At 21.4% G+C, this 17423-nt stretch carries 19 protein-coding genes and 1 pseudogene; 12 read left to right on the top strand and 8 right to left on the bottom strand.

What is annotated here, in order from left to right; translation table 4 throughout:
* Nucleotides 1–658: 658 nt before the first annotated feature.
* Genes SPIRDC1_RS00615 through SPIRDC1_RS00600 form a run of 4 tightly spaced genes read right to left on the bottom strand, consistent with a single transcriptional unit; the run spans nt 659 to nt 3712 of the window.
* Nucleotides 659–1078 (bottom strand): hypothetical protein, encoded by a 420-nt coding sequence (locus tag SPIRDC1_RS00615; protein ID WP_174480007.1) that lies wholly within the window; start codon nt 1076–1078, stop codon nt 659–661.
* Nucleotides 1032–1967, bottom strand: a complete 936-nt coding sequence (locus tag SPIRDC1_RS00610; RefSeq protein WP_174480006.1) for a phage portal protein — start codon at nt 1965–1967, stop codon at nt 1032–1034. Before SPIRDC1_RS00610 ends, SPIRDC1_RS00615 begins: the two co-directional genes overlap by 47 nt.
* A 3-nt stretch (nt 1968–1970) precedes the next feature.
* Nucleotides 1971–3323: a phage terminase large subunit gene (locus SPIRDC1_RS00605; RefSeq protein WP_174480005.1), complete on the bottom strand. Its 1353-nt coding sequence runs from the start codon at nt 3321–3323 to the stop codon at nt 1971–1973.
* Nucleotides 3317–3712 carry a terminase small subunit gene (locus tag SPIRDC1_RS00600; RefSeq protein WP_174480004.1) on the bottom strand — a complete coding sequence of 132 codons (396 nt, stop codon included), beginning with the start codon at nt 3710–3712 and terminating at the stop codon, nt 3317–3319. The genes SPIRDC1_RS00605 and SPIRDC1_RS00600 overlap by 7 nt, the downstream gene beginning before the upstream one ends.
* A gap of 662 nt (nt 3713–4374) precedes the next feature.
* On the opposite strand from SPIRDC1_RS00600, the gene SPIRDC1_RS00595 reads away from it, so the two are divergent.
* The 3 genes from SPIRDC1_RS00595 to SPIRDC1_RS00585 all read left to right on the top strand — a co-directional run bounded on the left by SPIRDC1_RS00595 (nt 4375) and on the right by SPIRDC1_RS00585 (nt 5562).
* A complete protein-coding gene (locus SPIRDC1_RS00595) occupies nt 4375–4662 on the top strand; it encodes a UPF0236 family transposase-like protein (RefSeq protein ID WP_174480003.1) in 288 nt (95 codons plus the stop codon).
* Nucleotides 4663–4976: 314 nt separating this feature from the next.
* Nucleotides 4977–5300: a hypothetical protein gene (locus SPIRDC1_RS00590; RefSeq protein WP_174480002.1), complete on the top strand. Its 324-nt coding sequence runs from the start codon at nt 4977–4979 to the stop codon at nt 5298–5300.
* A complete protein-coding gene (locus tag SPIRDC1_RS00585) occupies nt 5227–5562 on the top strand; it encodes a hypothetical protein (protein ID WP_174480001.1) in 336 nt (111 codons plus the stop codon). The genes SPIRDC1_RS00590 and SPIRDC1_RS00585 overlap by 74 nt, the downstream gene beginning before the upstream one ends.
* A gap of 337 nt (nt 5563–5899) precedes the next feature.
* Here the strand turns inward: SPIRDC1_RS00585 and SPIRDC1_RS00580 are convergent, their stop codons facing one another.
* Nucleotides 5900–6943, bottom strand: coding sequence for a hypothetical protein (locus SPIRDC1_RS00580; RefSeq protein ID WP_174480000.1), 1044 nt, complete (start codon nt 6941–6943; stop codon nt 5900–5902).
* Nucleotides 6944–7599: 656 nt separating this feature from the next.
* On the opposite strand from SPIRDC1_RS00580, the gene SPIRDC1_RS00575 reads away from it, so the two are divergent.
* The 5 genes from SPIRDC1_RS00575 to SPIRDC1_RS00555 all read left to right on the top strand — a co-directional run bounded on the left by SPIRDC1_RS00575 (nt 7600) and on the right by SPIRDC1_RS00555 (nt 10686).
* On the top strand, nt 7600–8559 hold the full coding sequence (locus tag SPIRDC1_RS00575) for a rolling circle replication-associated protein (protein WP_174479999.1): 960 nt from the start codon (nt 7600–7602) through the stop codon (nt 8557–8559).
* Between the two features lie 87 nt (nt 8560–8646).
* On the top strand, nt 8647–9072 hold the full coding sequence (locus SPIRDC1_RS00570) for a hypothetical protein (protein WP_174479998.1): 426 nt from the start codon (nt 8647–8649) through the stop codon (nt 9070–9072).
* Nucleotides 9073–9285: 213 nt separating this feature from the next.
* The gene (locus tag SPIRDC1_RS00565) at nt 9286–9543 is read left to right on the top strand and encodes a hypothetical protein (protein WP_174479997.1); all 258 of its coding nucleotides are present in this window, start codon (nt 9286–9288) and stop codon (nt 9541–9543) included.
* Nucleotides 9544–9614: 71 nt separating this feature from the next.
* A complete protein-coding gene (locus SPIRDC1_RS00560; RefSeq protein ID WP_174479996.1) occupies nt 9615–9983 on the top strand; it encodes a hypothetical protein in 369 nt (122 codons plus the stop codon).
* 100 nt (nt 9984–10083) lie between these two features.
* The gene (locus SPIRDC1_RS00555) at nt 10084–10686 is read left to right on the top strand and encodes a hypothetical protein (RefSeq protein WP_174479995.1); all 603 of its coding nucleotides are present in this window, start codon (nt 10084–10086) and stop codon (nt 10684–10686) included.
* A 238-nt stretch (nt 10687–10924) separates the two neighbouring features.
* Here SPIRDC1_RS00555 and SPIRDC1_RS10145 read toward each other — a convergent pair whose 3' ends face one another.
* Together SPIRDC1_RS10145 and SPIRDC1_RS00550 are read right to left on the bottom strand one after the other, a co-directional pair.
* Nucleotides 10925–11056, bottom strand: coding sequence for a hypothetical protein (locus SPIRDC1_RS10145; RefSeq protein WP_255495885.1), 132 nt, complete (start codon nt 11054–11056; stop codon nt 10925–10927).
* Nucleotides 11029–11403, bottom strand: coding sequence for a rolling circle replication-associated protein (locus tag SPIRDC1_RS00550; RefSeq protein ID WP_174479994.1), 375 nt, complete (start codon nt 11401–11403; stop codon nt 11029–11031). Before SPIRDC1_RS00550 ends, SPIRDC1_RS10145 begins: the two co-directional genes overlap by 28 nt.
* Before the next feature lie 565 nt (nt 11404–11968).
* On the opposite strand from SPIRDC1_RS00550, the gene SPIRDC1_RS00545 reads away from it, so the two are divergent.
* From SPIRDC1_RS00545 to SPIRDC1_RS00535, 3 genes are all read left to right on the top strand, one after another.
* The gene (locus SPIRDC1_RS00545; protein WP_174479993.1) at nt 11969–12652 is read left to right on the top strand and encodes a hypothetical protein; all 684 of its coding nucleotides are present in this window, start codon (nt 11969–11971) and stop codon (nt 12650–12652) included.
* A gap of 76 nt (nt 12653–12728) precedes the next feature.
* Nucleotides 12729–13316, top strand: a complete 588-nt coding sequence (locus tag SPIRDC1_RS00540; protein WP_174479992.1) for a hypothetical protein — start codon at nt 12729–12731, stop codon at nt 13314–13316.
* A 198-nt stretch (nt 13317–13514) separates the two neighbouring features.
* Nucleotides 13515–15449, top strand: a complete 1935-nt coding sequence (locus SPIRDC1_RS00535) for a hypothetical protein (protein WP_174479991.1) — start codon at nt 13515–13517, stop codon at nt 15447–15449.
* Nucleotides 15450–15536: 87 nt separating this feature from the next.
* On the opposite strand, the gene SPIRDC1_RS00530 is transcribed toward SPIRDC1_RS00535, so the two are convergent.
* Complete coding sequence (locus tag SPIRDC1_RS00530; protein WP_174479968.1) at nt 15537–16532, bottom strand: IS3 family transposase; 996 nt, start codon at nt 16530–16532, stop codon at nt 15537–15539.
* Between the two features lie 108 nt (nt 16533–16640).
* Here SPIRDC1_RS00530 and SPIRDC1_RS00525 point away from each other — a divergent pair.
* Nucleotides 16641–17312, top strand: a pseudogene (locus tag SPIRDC1_RS00525) (IS256 family transposase); the annotation flags it as partial.
* Between the last annotated feature and the right edge of the window lie 111 nt (nt 17313–17423).

Here is a 17423-nt window from a genome sequence, read left to right as displayed (position 1 = left end):
AACAGCACCTAATTGTACATATTGATTAATTGCTAAACCACTTGTTGATAATTTATCATTTAAACTACTAAAAGTACATTGAATATATGCTAATTCTTTATTTTCATTATTATAAGTTTTACTTGCAACTTCAAGAATATATCATTGTCTATCAACTTTAATGGATTTATCAGTATTTATAACTTTATTAATTTCTGGAATCATATATAACTTATATAAATTTGAAACAATGTTATTAATAAAATTAAAATTCTTTTTTTCATTTGGAATATTAATGACTACATTTTTAATTGCTTGTTCTTGAATGAAACTATTATCATTGGGAGTTGCTGAATAAGTAATACCTAATTGGTCACTTAAAATATTTCCATAAAATACATCACCAACTTTTAAAATCTTTTTACCAGTAGAATCTATTGTTTTTAAATCTGGTTCTATTAAATCAAAACTATTATCTCATACAGATAATATTGCTTCTCTTCCAGTAAAGATTTTACTAAATGAAGTATAATCATTAGGAATACTAGTTGGTGGTTTATATCCCGTTTCTGTTGAATTTATAGCACCTAAAATAATAGTAAAAGGACATACCCGAAATTGTAAATCTTTATTTTGTGTAAAATCTTTTTCAATTTCACCAGTTGATTTTCAAACTGTTTTAATTAATTGATGATTTATTTTCGGTATCATTTTTAGTTTCTCCATCAATATCTTTTACTAATCCATTATCAAAATCAATTTCTTCTTTTCTCATTCTTCTATTTTCTTTAAGAATGTTCATTGCTTCTTCTTCACTAACACCTTCTTCTTGCACAAGAATACGTTTTCTATTAGTTAAATCTAATGCTAATTTTCTCTCATTAATTTCTAATGATTTTAATCTATCTATAATAGTATTTTCTTTAATTTCAAATGTTCATTTAGATTTATCACCATCTAATCCCATTAATATAAAACATCTTTGAAATATTTCATTTCAATCACTTTGATTTAAAGTTCTTTTAATTCTTGTAGTTTCCATATCTCTTGAATTAGTAATTAATACTTCTTGCTTCAGTTTTTTGACTTGTAGTATCATTTACTGGACTATATCCAGAGCCTTCAAATGCTTTATCAATAATAAATTGTATAAATTCAGCATATTTATCTAATATTGGACTACCTTGTAAAATAGCAATTGGTGGTGTTCCACTAGTACTTCCTAAACTTCTTAAATTTGCTTGTAAAATAAATTTACCTATTAATTTTTTTAAATCAAAAGCAGTTTTAGATTGATTTATTTCTTGTTCAGTAATATCTAAAAATACACGAGTAACATTATATTCAAGTTCATGTTCAATTGATTCAAATGTTTTATTTAATAATTGCTGTAATTTTTTAATTGGAGTCATATCTGGATAATAATCACCAATAACTCCACCAAAGAAATTCTTTTTAGGTAAATTTTGCATAAATTTAACTGGAATAATACCTAAATTATGATTTTCTATTAAAGGTAGTTGTAAATCTTTACTTATCTTTTCTTGTAATCCATCTAATGTAATAAAATCACTAGTAAAATATCTAATTATTTGATTTGGAGTATATGTTGTTTTAACATAAATACTTTGGTCATCATATTGTAATCTTGACCAAGTACTAGCACCTTGTTCAGTATCTAATACTCTTGCAACTCTTGATTGAGCATAAGGTTGAGAAAAATTTAATGATATTCTACCAGTTTTACTTTTATCAATTTGAACAATACTATAACCATAACCAGATTTAATATGACAATCTTGATAAAATAAACTATCAAAATTATTTCATTCTTTTAATTTTTCAATTGCTCTTTTATATTCTTCATCTTCACTTGTTAAAGTATAACCATTACCCCAAAGTAATTTAGAAGCATGATTTGCTATTATTTCTTGAAGATTTATCATACATCAACTAGGATTTAATATTTCAGTATTATGATTATTCATATGTTACTTCCTTTCAAAATAAGGATTTATATTTGCACTTAAATTTCTAATATATGGTTCTATAGCATAATCAAATGCATCACGTAAATGGTCATTACCCGCTAATGGTATTTGTTTAATACTTTTAGGGTCTCATACAGCCAATCTAAATTCATCTAATAATGCTTGTGCATTCATACTAATATTTAAGCGTTCTGATGCCATTAAAGCCACATTCTTACCTATTCTAAACTCAAGTCTTAATTTCACACAATCTTTAAAATATAGCCATGAATTAACTTGATATTTAATTGCTGTATCATTTAACATTTCAATAAATGTATAATTACTAAAATCACAATATACAGTTAAACCATATTCATATAACAAATTATTTTCTTTTGCTAATTTAATATAAAACTCAACTACTAATCTTGCTAATTGTTTATTATCATATCTAATTAATTTATTTTCTATTTTTAAACAATCAATAACATTAACAAATTTAAAATTATAATCAAAACCTATTAATAAACATGATAAAGCATCATCTTTAAACCCATAATCTAATCCAGCACTAAATCTATAACTTGGTTGTAATAATCTACTAATCTTATGAATTAAATGTGAATATATTCCACCAGATTCATAACCTACTAAACCATGACTTCTTACTCTTGCAGATATTGGGTCTAATTTTTCTATTTCTAATAATTGTTGTTTATCACTATCTTTTAAATGAGTATTTAATTTTCAATTTTGATAATGATAAATAGTATTATCAATAATAGTAAATTGTTCATATTCATTAATTATTTGCTTTTCATTTTGTGGACAAGCATTTATAGTTTTTTTAATAAATTCATTTAAAATACTTCAAGGATTACAACTTTCAATTTCTAATAATTGATTTGCACCACGAATAGCATCTTTTAAATCTTGATAATCATTTTCAGTAATTTCATATCTTTCATCACTTCATATAATTACATAATCATATAAATAATTACTTGCTAATCCAGTTAATTTAACATTACTATTATCTTGTGCATGTAAATATTTACAAGTGATTTTACTACCATTAAATTCAATAGTTTTTTTAGTTTCACTAATAATAAAATTAATTGATGGATATGTTGCTCTAATAATTTGTTTTAATTCTTGTCAACTATCATTTAATTGTTTTGACATATTACGAATTAAATAAGCATGAATATTAATATTATCTAACATTAATAAAATACCAAGAAATTCAATATCACTAAATGTTTTACCAGATTTACGACTACCTAATTGTTTAATTTTATTAATATTTAAAGGTTGTTTTAAATACATTCTTTTAGCAATATCTAATAAATAACCAAAATTACTTAACATTTATTCTTACCTTTATTTTCTAAACTAATTGCTATAGGGGCTGTATTATCACTACTTTTTATATCAATTTTTGTAGATAAATGATATTCTTTCACAAATGCTCTTTCTAAATATCATGCAGTATTATTTGCATTTGCTTTTAAATATCTTTGTGTATTAATATGGCGTATTTGTAAATATGCTCAATTAATTTGTTGTAAAAAAGTATTTCTCTTTTTTTGTTTTCAACTATAAAGAGTATTTTCTGTAATATCTAAATAAACTAACATACCAATTTTAGTAGGTACTTCTTCAGTTTGTTTACAATGATTAAAATATTCTTCTAATTTTTCTCTTAATGCTTTTGCATCATTAAAAATTGTTCTTATTTTTATTTTTTCTTCTTGCACATAAAAATCTCCTTTCATATGCTTTAAAAAACGAAAAATTATGATATAATTAATATAATGTTTAAGTTAAGTTTTCCCACAATAACTTATTAACTTTATTAATTACTTCATATATTTTTTTATTTAATTTTTATAATATAATTATAGCAAAAAATAGCATTATACTGCTATTTTTTTATTTTTTCTCTTAATTTTAAAAATATTTTTTATAGTTTGTCAAAATTTAAAATCTGGATTTTCTTTTTTAAATATTTTATTTGCCCAAAATAAACCAATAATATTTAATGAAATAAACATAAAAAATATACCCATTTTTTTTGTCTATGACATAATTCAGTGCCTTTTACACCGAGTAATACTAGTGCAAATATTATTAAATATATTGAAAGCGCTATCGCTAATAGTGGTCATTCACCCAATTTTAACATTTTTATTTTCCTTTTCTATTTATATTTTTCTTTATTGTACATTATTTTATTAAAAAAGAAAAGATAACTAATAAAAGTTATCTTTTAAACGTAAATAGAATTTTCAAGTTATCAAGTTATCAAGTTATTAAACGTTTGTTAATATTATACTCTAAAACCAAACATTTTTCAACAATATTTTAACAAATTTGCTAAAATTGAGCGTGAAACATATAACTAGAAAGGTGTTAAAAAATGTTTAGTTTTAAAGAATTTCTAAAATCAGAAATCACAGATATTTTAGCAAAATATTTTCAAAAAATCCATGATTATGATGAATATTTTTTTCAAAATAGAGATAAAAATCAATATAAAATTGATTCAAGAGTTAATAGAACAGTAAATACTCCAATTGGAATAGGGACTTTTAGACAAAGAGTTTATTGAGATACAATTAATAAACAATATTATTATCCAATTTATGAAGAATTTGGTATTAAAAAAGAGCAAGAATTACTAATGATTTATATTTTGATATATTAGATAATTTAATTGAAAATTTAATAAGTAAAAAAGGTTATTTTAATATTCAATCAGAATTTAAATATACTTCTTTTTCTAAAAATCTTATTTCAAGAATTTTTAAAAATGCAAATATTTCAAAATGAATACCAGAAGAAAAATTTAAAGTATTAGATAATGAAAAATTAAATATATGTGCAGATGATGCTTATATAACTTGTTGAGATGAAAATAGTTTAAAACAACAATATTGTTGTAGACTTTTAACTTATAATTTAGGAAGAAAAGAAATTTATTCATATAGAAATAAATTAGACAAGAAAATAACTTCATTTATGTTATTTAAAACTAATAATGCACCAAAACAAGAAGAATTACATAATTTTACAATGCAAACTATTAATAATCATTATGATATTAAATTAAATATATTTGCTATTAATTGAGAATATAATAATTATAATTTAGTAGTTGCTGGGGATGGTGCATTATGAATTAGAGCAATGGCTAGTTGATTGGGCTGTTATTATATTTTAGATAAATATCATGCTTATAGTTATTTATGAAAATCTTTTGTTAATGTTCGTGGTAAACATCAAAAAAAAAGCACTTGATTGAACAAAGTATTTAGATGTAACAACTACTTTTTCAAATGGTAATTATAATGGATTAATTACTATTTTAGAAAATAATCATAATAAAGTTACTAAAAAAACTTATAATTATTTTAAAAATAATGAACAAGGAATTATTAATCAAAATGCTGATTGAAATATTGGTTGTTCTGCTGAAAGTGATGTATATCATTTTTTAAAATCTTTAACTAATGGAGCAAAAATATATAATTATCAAACATTAAATAATATGTTAATTGCAAAAGCAAATTATTTAAATTATAGAAGTTATCTTAATAGTACTTAAATTAATACAATTTAATATTTTTAAAATCTAATTTTAAGATTAGTATTTTTGTTTTGTTTAAATGTATTTTTTAAATTATATTTTTTAGTATTTTTAAATTTTATGGTATAATTAAATTAACAAATCATAGAATTTTCAAGTTATATTGTAAATGTTATTGAATTCTATGGGTTAAACTTATACGTCCTAATCATTTGTAAAGGGAAAATTATTATTAAAATCATAATTTATTTCTATTTTATACAATATATTTTGTTAAAATAAAAAAATAAACTTTACATATTAAATGGTCTATTTTCTAAATTTGTTACTACACTAGAGGTATTATTAATCAAAGTTATATTTTCAGGAAAATCTTTTTCACTAATAACTGTGATTGCCACTTCTTCTTGAAATTCTTTATTTGTAACAATATTTTTTTAAAATTTTGAAAAATTTCAATAAAATTACTTAAACTTTTAAATTTCTCACGTTCTGTAATATAAAATCTCTGGTTTTTACATACTTTAATAAAGTTATCTATTCATTTTTGAAATTGTTCAATTTTTATTTCTTTATTATGATTTGTTTCTTTTAAATATAAAATTAAAATAAGATTTCATATACCACGAATTGCAAAAATAAATTTAGAATGTTTATATTCTTCAATTAATTTAAGTGTATTAATTATTTCTTCTATTGCTACTAATTCAACTTCCATTTTTAATAAAGAAAAAGTATTGTTTTCATTTTCTTTCTTTTTAATTTTATTTTTATATTGTTCATTTCTTTCAAATAATTCTTTTGATATCTTTGTGACTATATCAATAGTCTCTCTTATTTCATTTCTTTTAAGAAGAAATAATTTATAATCAACTAGTATATCGTATTTTTTAATAATTGATATTTCTCTAATATATTTTGGTATTTTTTTGGTAAAAATAGGTAATTGTTCCATATATGTTTTAAATATTTTATTATTTATAATTTCAAGTGTATCATTAAAAAGATTAAAAGATATTACATCTTCTATTTCTAATTTAGACTTTTCTTTTTCAATATTTAAATTATATTTTCCTTGAAAAGTTTCATCACGAAATACATCTAAAAATAAAGTTTGTACTGCATCAGTTATTATTTGAATATTTTCTAAATCAACTCCTTCAAGTTCATTCATTCTTATATTAGCAAATTCAATAAATATCTTTTTTCATTGTTCATATTCATAAAAATATAATCTTTTACCATTTAAAGAATTGTCATCAAAATATAATAATAATATTTTTAAATAAATAATATGTTCCATTTCCCGTTTTGGTGCATTATCACGTAGTTCTAATAAAATATTATGTATTTCTTCCAACATATTTGCTTTCTTTTCTAAGTTTTCTATTAAAAACATTTTTTTATTATTTTCTTTTTTTAAAAAAAAGAATTTATTTTTTTTTTATTTTTTTATTATCAGGAACTGTTTCTGCTTTTAATTGTTCTCTAATTTTTTCTTTATTTTTTAAAAATTCATCTAAATCATAAAAAAATTCATATATTGACATTCACCATTTAATATGACTTCTTTATAATCATTAAAAAAATTTTTATTTCATCACTATTTTTTAGTAAAATAAGAAATTTGTTTATTCTTTCTTTTTCTAAATGTTCTAATCTTGGCATTAAAATTTCTCCTCATAATAATGTTAATTTAAAATATAAATTATAATATTAAAAAACCTTATTAATAAATAAATCTATTAAAAGGCTAATTTTGCAAATATTATAATTACTATTGATAATACACTACTATAAAATAATAATTAAATCAAACCATACAAAACACTTATTTTATAATCATTTATTTACATTCTTTAAATTATTTTTAATTAAATATTCAAAACCTTAAAAATACAAAAAAGCATATTAATTGATAGATTAAAAAAATAAATTATGTTAAATAACGTTTTTGTTTTATATTTGTTTTTATAATTTTTTATGTTAAGATTTGTTTATTATTAAAAAATATAAAATTGGTTTTTAAAAACCTAGAATTCAGGAATTTTATATATGGATATTCAACAAGATTTTTATGTTAAAAAAATTTTTTATGCTTGTTATGTTAAAAATGTAGTTTTACCTATTTCTTTTTTGAGTAATATTGGAAATAAGAAAGGTAAATGTTATGTTGGTAATAAGCAAAAATTGAGAAATAGTACTGTTCGTACTAAAACTAATTTAATTCAAAAAGCATTACATAATTTTTATAATAGTAATATGTTAAGTTTTGTTACTTTAACTTATGCTGAAAATATGCAAGATGTTAAAAAAGCAAAAAAAGATATTCGTTTATTTTTTCTTAAATTAAAGAAATGATGAAATGACCCTAAGCGTGCTAAATATATGGGTGAATTAAAATATATGTATGTTTATGAATATCAAGACCGTGGAGCAGTACATTTTCATATAATTTTTAATAGAAAGATACCTTATAATATGATACGTGATTGATGACCACATGCTGGAAATGCTAAGGGTATTGATTTGAGAGTTGTTCGTAAAGGTAAAAATGAGTTTGTTATTAAATATTTAGGTAAATATGTTACAAAATCACTAGATGATGCTAAGTCTTTAAATCAAGAAGATGTTGGTATAAAAGCATATGCATTTAGTCGTAATTGTAAAAATCCTATTATAGTTCGTGGTATTAAGAAATTGAGAATTGGAGATATAATTAAAGCAAGTTTTAATGCAACAAATGTATTTTATTTTAAAACCCAGAAAGATAGTAATGGTGATACTGTTATGATTGGTGGTATTATTGAAAGTACTGTTGTAAATGATTATTTTAAAGAGTATGAAGATTACGAACAATATGTATATTTAAGTGCTTTATCACATAAGCATTATTTACGGACTAGTGAAATAGGTTATTTAATTCAAAGAGATAAAGATGTTTTGAATTGGGTAGATAAAGTTTTTGGTAATAAAGTTGAAAAAATAGATTTTAAGAAAAGAGTTTTACATTAAAATATTATTTTATTTATTTTGTGTTGTATATTATAATTTTATTAGGGTTAATGAGAATTAAAATTTATTAAGGAGATAAATATAAATATGAAACCATTACTAACCATTTTAACAACTACAACAATGGCAACTGTCTCGGGAGTAAATTTATTTCAATTAAATAATTCTAAAGTAAATACTATAAATATTGACGGCAAAAATTATATTGGTGATAAAATATATGATATTAAATTTTATGATTATATTAATCATAATACTTTTTTAAAGATTGAAGATATTTATTTACAAAATTTACCTTTGAAAGCAATTAAACAATTTAATAATTTATTTAAAACTTTTTATAAAGAAAAAGATTTGTTATTTAAAGAAGCGGATTATGAAAAATTATCAACTGTTATTTATAATAATTTTTCAAAAATTTATATGGTAAATAAACAATCTATTAGAGGTATAAAAATTGAAATAGGTTTTAATCAAGCAGATTTTTTAGTTACTAATGTAGTTAAACAATAATTTATTATTTTTCTATAATTTTACTTGTATATATATATATATATATATATAATGGTTAATGGCACTAATAATTACCTGAATTCTTATTAGTGCTTTTTTTATTTGATTTTTATTTTTTTTGTTATACTTAATTTGTAAGTATAGGTTTTACCCTACTATGCTTAACTTATTAAATTTTTAATTTAATGAATTCAGGAGGTTAAGTATTTTTTTATGTTTAAAGTACAGTTAGTTAATATTGAAAAAGGGCGTATTATTCCCGATAAAAATAATAAAGGTCAAACATTAAAGTTTGATGTTTTGAAATTTGTAGAAATAAATAAACAAACAAGCGTGCCAACTGGTCAAACACGTGATAAATGATATAATCCAGAATTTGCTAGTGATTTAAATGCTCTTTTATTCTGATATAGAAGTATTTACATAAAGTACTCACTATTAGACTTCTACGACAGTTTTATTAAGTTTTAATCTTTTAACAAAAAAAGAACGATAGTTATATCGTTCTTTGTTATCCAATTATGAATCTAAGGGTTAAAGTTATGCGCCCAATTTTACGTATTATGTTTAATCATAATTATGTTGCAAAGAATAATACTAATAATTTAAATTTTGTTAATACTGGTAAAAGTATTATAAATTTTCAAACACAGTTAAATTTTGAAATTGATAAACCTTTAAGTTTTTATATTCAAGGTTTTATGTTTTATTTTGAATATGAATATTTTAAAACTTTTACTGCTAATTTTGTTTTTAGTTTTTTAGATAATGTTGGTGATACAAAATATGTTTTTAAAGGTAAAGTTGATAATGATATTTATCAACAAGATTTATATAATTTTGTTACTATGCCTATTCGTGTTCCAAATTTAAGACATTTAACAGTATTTTTCGATGTTCATGCTACTTAGCTACTTGCTACTTAGCCCTTTTTACTAGAGCATTAATTTAAAAAAAAACTTGAATGTATTCGAAAAACAATTGTGTTATACAATTAACACTAATTTTGACATGAAAGGATTTTTAATAATAGATAAAATTAAACAAATAGCATTAGTAATTAACAAGTTAAATATCAAACAAAAAATTCAAATTATTGATGATAGCAAAAACCAATATTCAATTAGATATCTTTGCCAACATCTTCAACTAAACCGATCAACATATTATTTTGTAAAAAACAAACAAAACCCTATTAAAAAAGAAAAAAATCAAATTAGTAATTGTACACATAAATATCAAGAATTATGCCAACTTTTACTTGAATTTCATTTTACAAGAAAAGAACAAATTTATGGCTATTTACGAATTTTTTCAGCATTTAAAGAATGATTAAAACAATACAAACATATTATTTTAAATCTAGAATTATCAACAAAACAAATGCGAAAAATTATGAAAGATCACAATCTTCAAGGATTAAAACAAACTAAAAATAACTATCCTAAAAACAAAAAAAATCCAAATAAGTGAATACCTACAATGGATAAAGTAAACAAAGATTATAAAAGTACAACCTCTTCAAATCAAATTTGATCAATGGACACTAAACAAATAAATACTAAAGAAGGTTGATTATATCTTTTTGTAATTATTTGTTTTTTATTCAAATAATATTGTAAGCTATAATACATGTTCAAACAAATCCTATCAAGATTTAATCCTTCCTTCCGTAAATAATGATTATGCGATAAAGCACTTAAATATACATATTTTTCATAATCTTCATAATCCTTAAAATAATCATTAACAACAGTACTTTCAATAATACCACCAATCATAACAGTATCACCATTACTATCTCTTTGAGATTTAAAATAAAATACATTTGTTGCATTAAAACTTGCATTAATTATATCTTGAATTCTCATTTTTTAATACCACGAACTACAATAGGATTTTTACAATTACGACTAAAAGCATATGCTTTTATACCTATATCTGCTTTAACATCATCTAACGCTTTTGTAACATACTTTCCCAAATATTTAATAACAAATTCATTTGTACCTTTTTAACAACAATTAACTTAATACCTTGTTTCTCAGCATGTGGTCATCAATCAATTATCATACTATAAGGTATTTTACTATTAAACAATATATGAAAATGAACTGCTCCACGAGTTTGATATTCATAAACATAAAAATGTTTCAATTCACCTAAATATTTAGAACGTTTAGGCTCATTTCATCTTTTCTTTAATTTAAGAAAAAATAAAGGAATATCTTTCTTTGCTTTTCTAATATCTTGCATATTATCTTTATAAGTTAAAGTAAGAAAACTTAACATTTGACTATCACAAAAATTATGTAATGCTTTTTGTATCAAATTAGTTTTAGTACGAGAAGTATTATTTCTTAATTTCTGTTTATTACCAACATAAGATTTACCCCTAATATTTCCAACATTATTTAAAAAAGAAATAGGTAAAAGAACGTTTTTAACATAAGAAGCATAAAAACCTTTTTAACATAAAAATATTGTTGAATATCCATATATAAAACTTCCGAGTTCTAGGTTTTAAAAACCAATTTTATACATTTTAATAACAAACAAATCTTAACATAAAAAAATATAAAAGCAAACACAAAACAAAAATGATACTTAATTTAATTTAATTAAATTAATGATTAATATTATAATTTAATGATTAATATATGATTAATATTATAATTTATTTTTTTAGTTTTTGTTATTTTTATTTTAATAAAAATTATCTATCAAATTATTATTATGATATTTTTATTGTTAATTAATTTTCTAAATTAGAGTAGTATTAATAGTTTTTATAAAAATTTAATAAATGTCTTGTTTTTTAATTAAAATTAATTTATAATTTTTATAAATAGGTATTTAATTAATTAAATACCTATTTTAAAAAGGAGAAGTTATAATGATAGTTAAAAGTGTTGACCAAGAAAAAGAAAAAATAGATATAAAAACAAAGAAAAAAATAAAGATTAATTCAAAACAACAAATTTTTAATATTACTTTGATAGGAATTTTATTGGGATTAGCTGTTGCTTCTTCATTAATTGAAATACCTATTCAGTTTATGGGAGTAATTTTACCATTAAGAATTTTTGATTCATTAATTATTGCTTTTGCTTTACCAATTATTGGTTTATATTATACATTAGCAATTGGTATTATCGAACCTTGATTACATTTATTAGCAGATAGTGATCATCCGCCAATTCAAATTTTCTTTGATAATATTGCTAATATTTTATTTATTGTTTCTTTTTATTTTATTTACTACTATCTTTTTAAATTGTGTAATAAAAGTAAAAATTTAAAAGTAGATACTATCAAAAAAGTAAGTGCTGGTCTAGTAATAGTACCCTTAAATGCGATTATTGCTACTTTATCTTTTGCTTTAACTTTAGTAGTACTTTATTTTAGTCCTAATCTACCAAGACCTGATGAATATAATAATATTCTTAATTTTAATAATCATTCAGTAATTATATTATTTATTTTACTTGGTATTGAAATTTTAAGATTTATTTTTATCTTTATCTTATTTAGTTTAGTTGAAAGAAAGATAGGTTCTGCTAAACGTTATTATTTTTAATAAAAAGTATTTTATTTTATAAAATAAAATGTTAAATTAATACTTATTAATTAAAAATAAAATGTGGGAGTAACATATGAAGTTAATAGTTATTTTAATTATTATCATGAGTATTATTTTTTTAATTGGTTTTATAATAATATTTTTTCTGAAATTAAGAAAAAAGAAAATAAAATCATCAAGGAAAATAAAATATCGTTTATGTGATCCAAATTCTTATCATAGTAGCATTATCAAGAATAGAAAGTTTAAAAGTAATAATGATTTAGTAAATAATAAAAAAGTATTGGAAATGTTAAGATATTTACAGGAAAGAGATATCGCTAATTATAATAATATTATTCCTACTTTTTATAGCATTTTGGAAAAACCTATCCAACATAATTTGGAAGCTAATAAAAATGTTAATTATTTATTAACTAATATTGTTGATATTTTATGTCACCATCATCACTGTATGGTAAATCCCTTACATTTGATTAAACATTTGTTTAATAAATGTAATAATAAATTACATCAACACAAAAAAAATTATCATTTTACTCAAAAGAATAATCATTCAGTTAAACCAACACATGTTTTTAATAAAACACAAACTAATGCTTCTACACCAAAAACTAATGTTTCTACAACAAAAAAATATAATAAACATACTTTCTCATAAATTTATAAATATTCTTTTACTAGTTATTAGTCCTAACTTAACAAAAACGGAATATCTAATTAAATTCATAATTAAAATGTATTAAATATCTACTAATTTAACTTATTAGTAGATATTTTTTTAAAAATAAAATTTACTGTACATTATTTTGTAATAGTTTATAATAATAAGAAAATAATTATAAATGGAGTGTAAAATATGAGACGAAAATTAAATTTATTTTTTACTACCAGCCTTTTATTAAGTTCTAGCATGTCGATTTTAGCATTCACAATTGATACAAACAATATTAGTATTAATAATTTTGCTAATAACAATGTTGATACTAAAACAGCAACTAAGTATGCTAATGAAACCTCTATTGTTGGTAAATCGTTATTAATTGCTAAAAATAAAGGTTTTAATACTAATAATTTATTAAATGATATGTATAATCAAACCCCTTCTATTCAAATTGATAATCTTACAGGTAAGAATACTGGAAATGATTTTATTAATGATTGAACTAGTAACTTAGATGGTAATAGTATTAATACTATTCAGGCTTTATTTCAACGTAATGGTATTAATCAATCTAAAGTTGATGCTATCATTATTAATATTAATAGCTATAATAGTTATCGTGACATATTGTCAATGCTTAAAAATTATTTAAATAATTCTATTTTATCTAATGATGATACTGTTAATATGATTGACGGAATGTTAAAAAATATTAAAAATTTAATACCAAATATTAATGATTACTTATCTTATACTAATTATATTCCAATTATAACTAATACTATTGATGAATTATTAGCAGATTGAGATCAAGAAGATAATTTTAGTGGTAATACTACTTTTGAAAAAATGCAAGATTATATGTCAAAGAAAGCGACATTTGCTCAAGCTTGAAATATTCCAAGTCATGAAAAGTGATACTATGTTAAAGATGAAGCGAAAAATTGAAATTGAAATCAATTTTATGAATATATAGCTGGTGTTAATTTTAATTATATGTTTAAGTCAATATCAGGAAAATATATTGGGGAAATGATTAGTGATAATATTAAGTATGCTTTATGAGGTGCTGGACCTATCGGTTTTAACTTTGATAATTTTAATGTTACATTTAGTGAAACTCTTAATAAGATTTTAACAAATCCAGTGGCATGACCTTATTTAATAAAAACAATAATACCAATGGTTAAAAGTGAAGTATTAAAATTAACTAATCCAACTTTTGGTATTGATAGTATTACTTGAGATGATAAAACACCACTTAAAAATAATACAGTTCAACTAAAAATAGTATTAACTATTTTTCAAAAATTAATATCTTCAAAAGATAATATGCTTAAATTAGTTACCAATTTAATGACCGGACCTTTTGGTGAAGATATTATTGCGAAAGCTACCTTTGCATGAACTGATTCATATTGAACATTACCTGAGATTCAAAAGAAATTTTCTTTTATTTCAGCTATTAGTGATATTCCTCAACAAGTTGTTAATAGTTTAGAATCAGGAATTAAAAATACTCCAATTAATGACACAATTAATAAAATATTTGAGTTTACTAATAAATATTTAACAACAAATCCATTAATTGATTTAAAAGATTTAGTAAAATATTTAGATTTAAATTTCGGTAGTAAAGATTTTATTAATGCTTTAAATAATCTTAAATATATTATTAATCACCCAACAACAGATAATATTAGTAAAACTAAAGAAATATTACAATTATTAGGTGTTCAATTTGGTGATGAAACTAATTTTAAACAAGATAGTGTTCTTGCAAACTTTTCTAATTGATTAAATACTCCTACTAGTAGTTTAAACTTCTTACTAAATATAATAGTTGATAAAACACATCATAATGGTATTCTTGATAATATGTTAAAGGACCAAGAAAATTTATATAAAGATATGTATAGTAAATATTTTGATATTAACAATAATAGTTATTTTACTTTAAGTGATATTGTAATGAATACATTTAAACATGATGATGGTAGTGTTAGTGCAGTTTTAAGTTATAAAATTAAAAATAATTTAGATAATAAAAGTTATGATATTACATTTAAAAATGCTAATTTTCTTACAAGTAAAATCTTTAAAATAAAATTATTTCATATTAGTCAATAATTTTAATAATTTTCTTCAATAATTAGATATTTTAATTTAAAAAGGGTGGTTAGCCCTAAATACTGGACCACTTTTGGATAGACAGTTTTAAATTTTTATTTGTGAAATTGGTGGTTTTAGAAATTTAGAATGTATTCTTTCGTAATTATAAAACATAATATATTGGTTTACATCATTTATAGCTTCATTGAGAGAAAAATATTGATTTGAACCTTTAGGTAGTCATTCTTGAGATAAATGAGAAAATCAGTTTTCAGATATTACATTGCCACCAATATCATAAGGTTGTTTTTTGCTTAAAATTATTTGCTTATCAGCAGCTCAATTTGTGATGTCTTGACAATAAAATTCGTTGGCGTTATCTGAGTGTAAAATAACGTTTTTTACTTGGTTTCAAGAGAATTGTTGATTTATTTTTTCAAGTGCAGGAAGGATTAAATCTTGATAGGATTTGTTTGAACATGTATTATAGCTTACAATATTATTTGAATAAAAATCAATAATTACAAAAAGATATAATCAACCTTCTTTAGTATTTATTTGTTTAGTGTCCATTGATCAAATTTGATTTGAAGAGGTTGTACTTTTATAATCTTTGTTTACTTTATCCATTGTAGGTATTCACTTATTTGGATTTTTTTTGTTTTTAGGATAGTTATTTTTAGTTTGTTTTAATCCTTGAAGATTGTGATCTTTCATAATTTTTCGCATTTGTTTTGTTGATAATTCTAGATTTAAAATAATATGTTTGTATTGTTTTAATCATTCTTTAAATGCTGAAAAAATTCGTAAATAGCCATAAATTTGTCCTTTTCTTGTAAAATGAAATTCAAGTAAAAGTTGGCATAATTCTTGATATTTATGTGTACAATTACTAATTTGATTTTTTTCTTTTTTAATAGGGTTTTGTTTGTTTTTTACAAAATAATATGTTGATCGGTTTAGTTGAAGATGTTGGCAAAGATATCTAATTGAATATTGGTTTTTGCTATCATCAATAATTTGAATTTTTTGTTTGATATTTAACTTGTTAATTACTAATGCTATTTGTTTAATTTTATCCATTATTAAAAATCCTTTCATGTCAAAATTAGTGTTAATTGTATAACACAATTGTTTTTCGAATACATTCAAGTTTTTTTTAAATTAATGGTCTAGTAAAAAGGGCTAAGTAGCAAGTAGCAAGTAGCAATTAGCAAATCAGTTTATATAGCTTTAGGAGTTGATTTAGAAGGTAAAAAAGATGTTTTAGGTTTATGAATTAGTGAAAATGAAGGTGCTAAATTCTGATTAAATAATTTTACAGAAATGAAAAATCGAGGCTTAAATGATATTCTTATTGCTTGTAGTGATAATTTAACAGGCATGTCAGAGGCAATACAATCAGTTTATCCTAAAACTGAACATCAATTATGCATAGTTCATCAAATTAGAAATAGCTTAAAATATGTTTCATACAAACATCGAAAGTCTCTAGTTATCGATTTAAAGCCAATTTATACAGCATGTAGTGAAGAACAAGCAATGCAAGCTTTAGAATCATTTGAAAGTAAATGAAATAAACAATATCCACAAATTGCTAAATCTTGATATAAAAATTGAGAAAATTTAATGGTTTTTATTAGTTATCCAGCAGAAATTAAAAGGGTAATTTATACTACAAATGCTATTGAATCTGTTAATAGCCAATTACGAAAAGTTATTAGAAATAAAAAAGTTTTTCCTAATGATATGGCAGTTTTTAAAATTTTTTACTTAGCAATTGAAAATATCACAAAAAAATGAACATTGCCTATTCAAAATTGAAATACAGCAATTGCTCATTTTATGATAAAATTTGAAGACAAAATTAATCTGAACTAGTACTTTGTAAAACAAAGAAACACAGATTACTAAAAAGCCTCATTATAAAACTTTTTATTATTTATTGTATATTTTTAATATTATTAATTAATTGATAATTAATAATATTAT

The organism is Spiroplasma endosymbiont of Danaus chrysippus, assembly GCF_902809815.1.
Lineage (GTDB): Bacteria > Bacillota_I > Bacilli_A > Mycoplasmatales > VBWQ01 > Spiroplasma_E.
The sequence above is the reverse complement of the archived record's forward strand: the minus strand, read 5'-3'. Positions and strand labels throughout refer to the sequence as shown.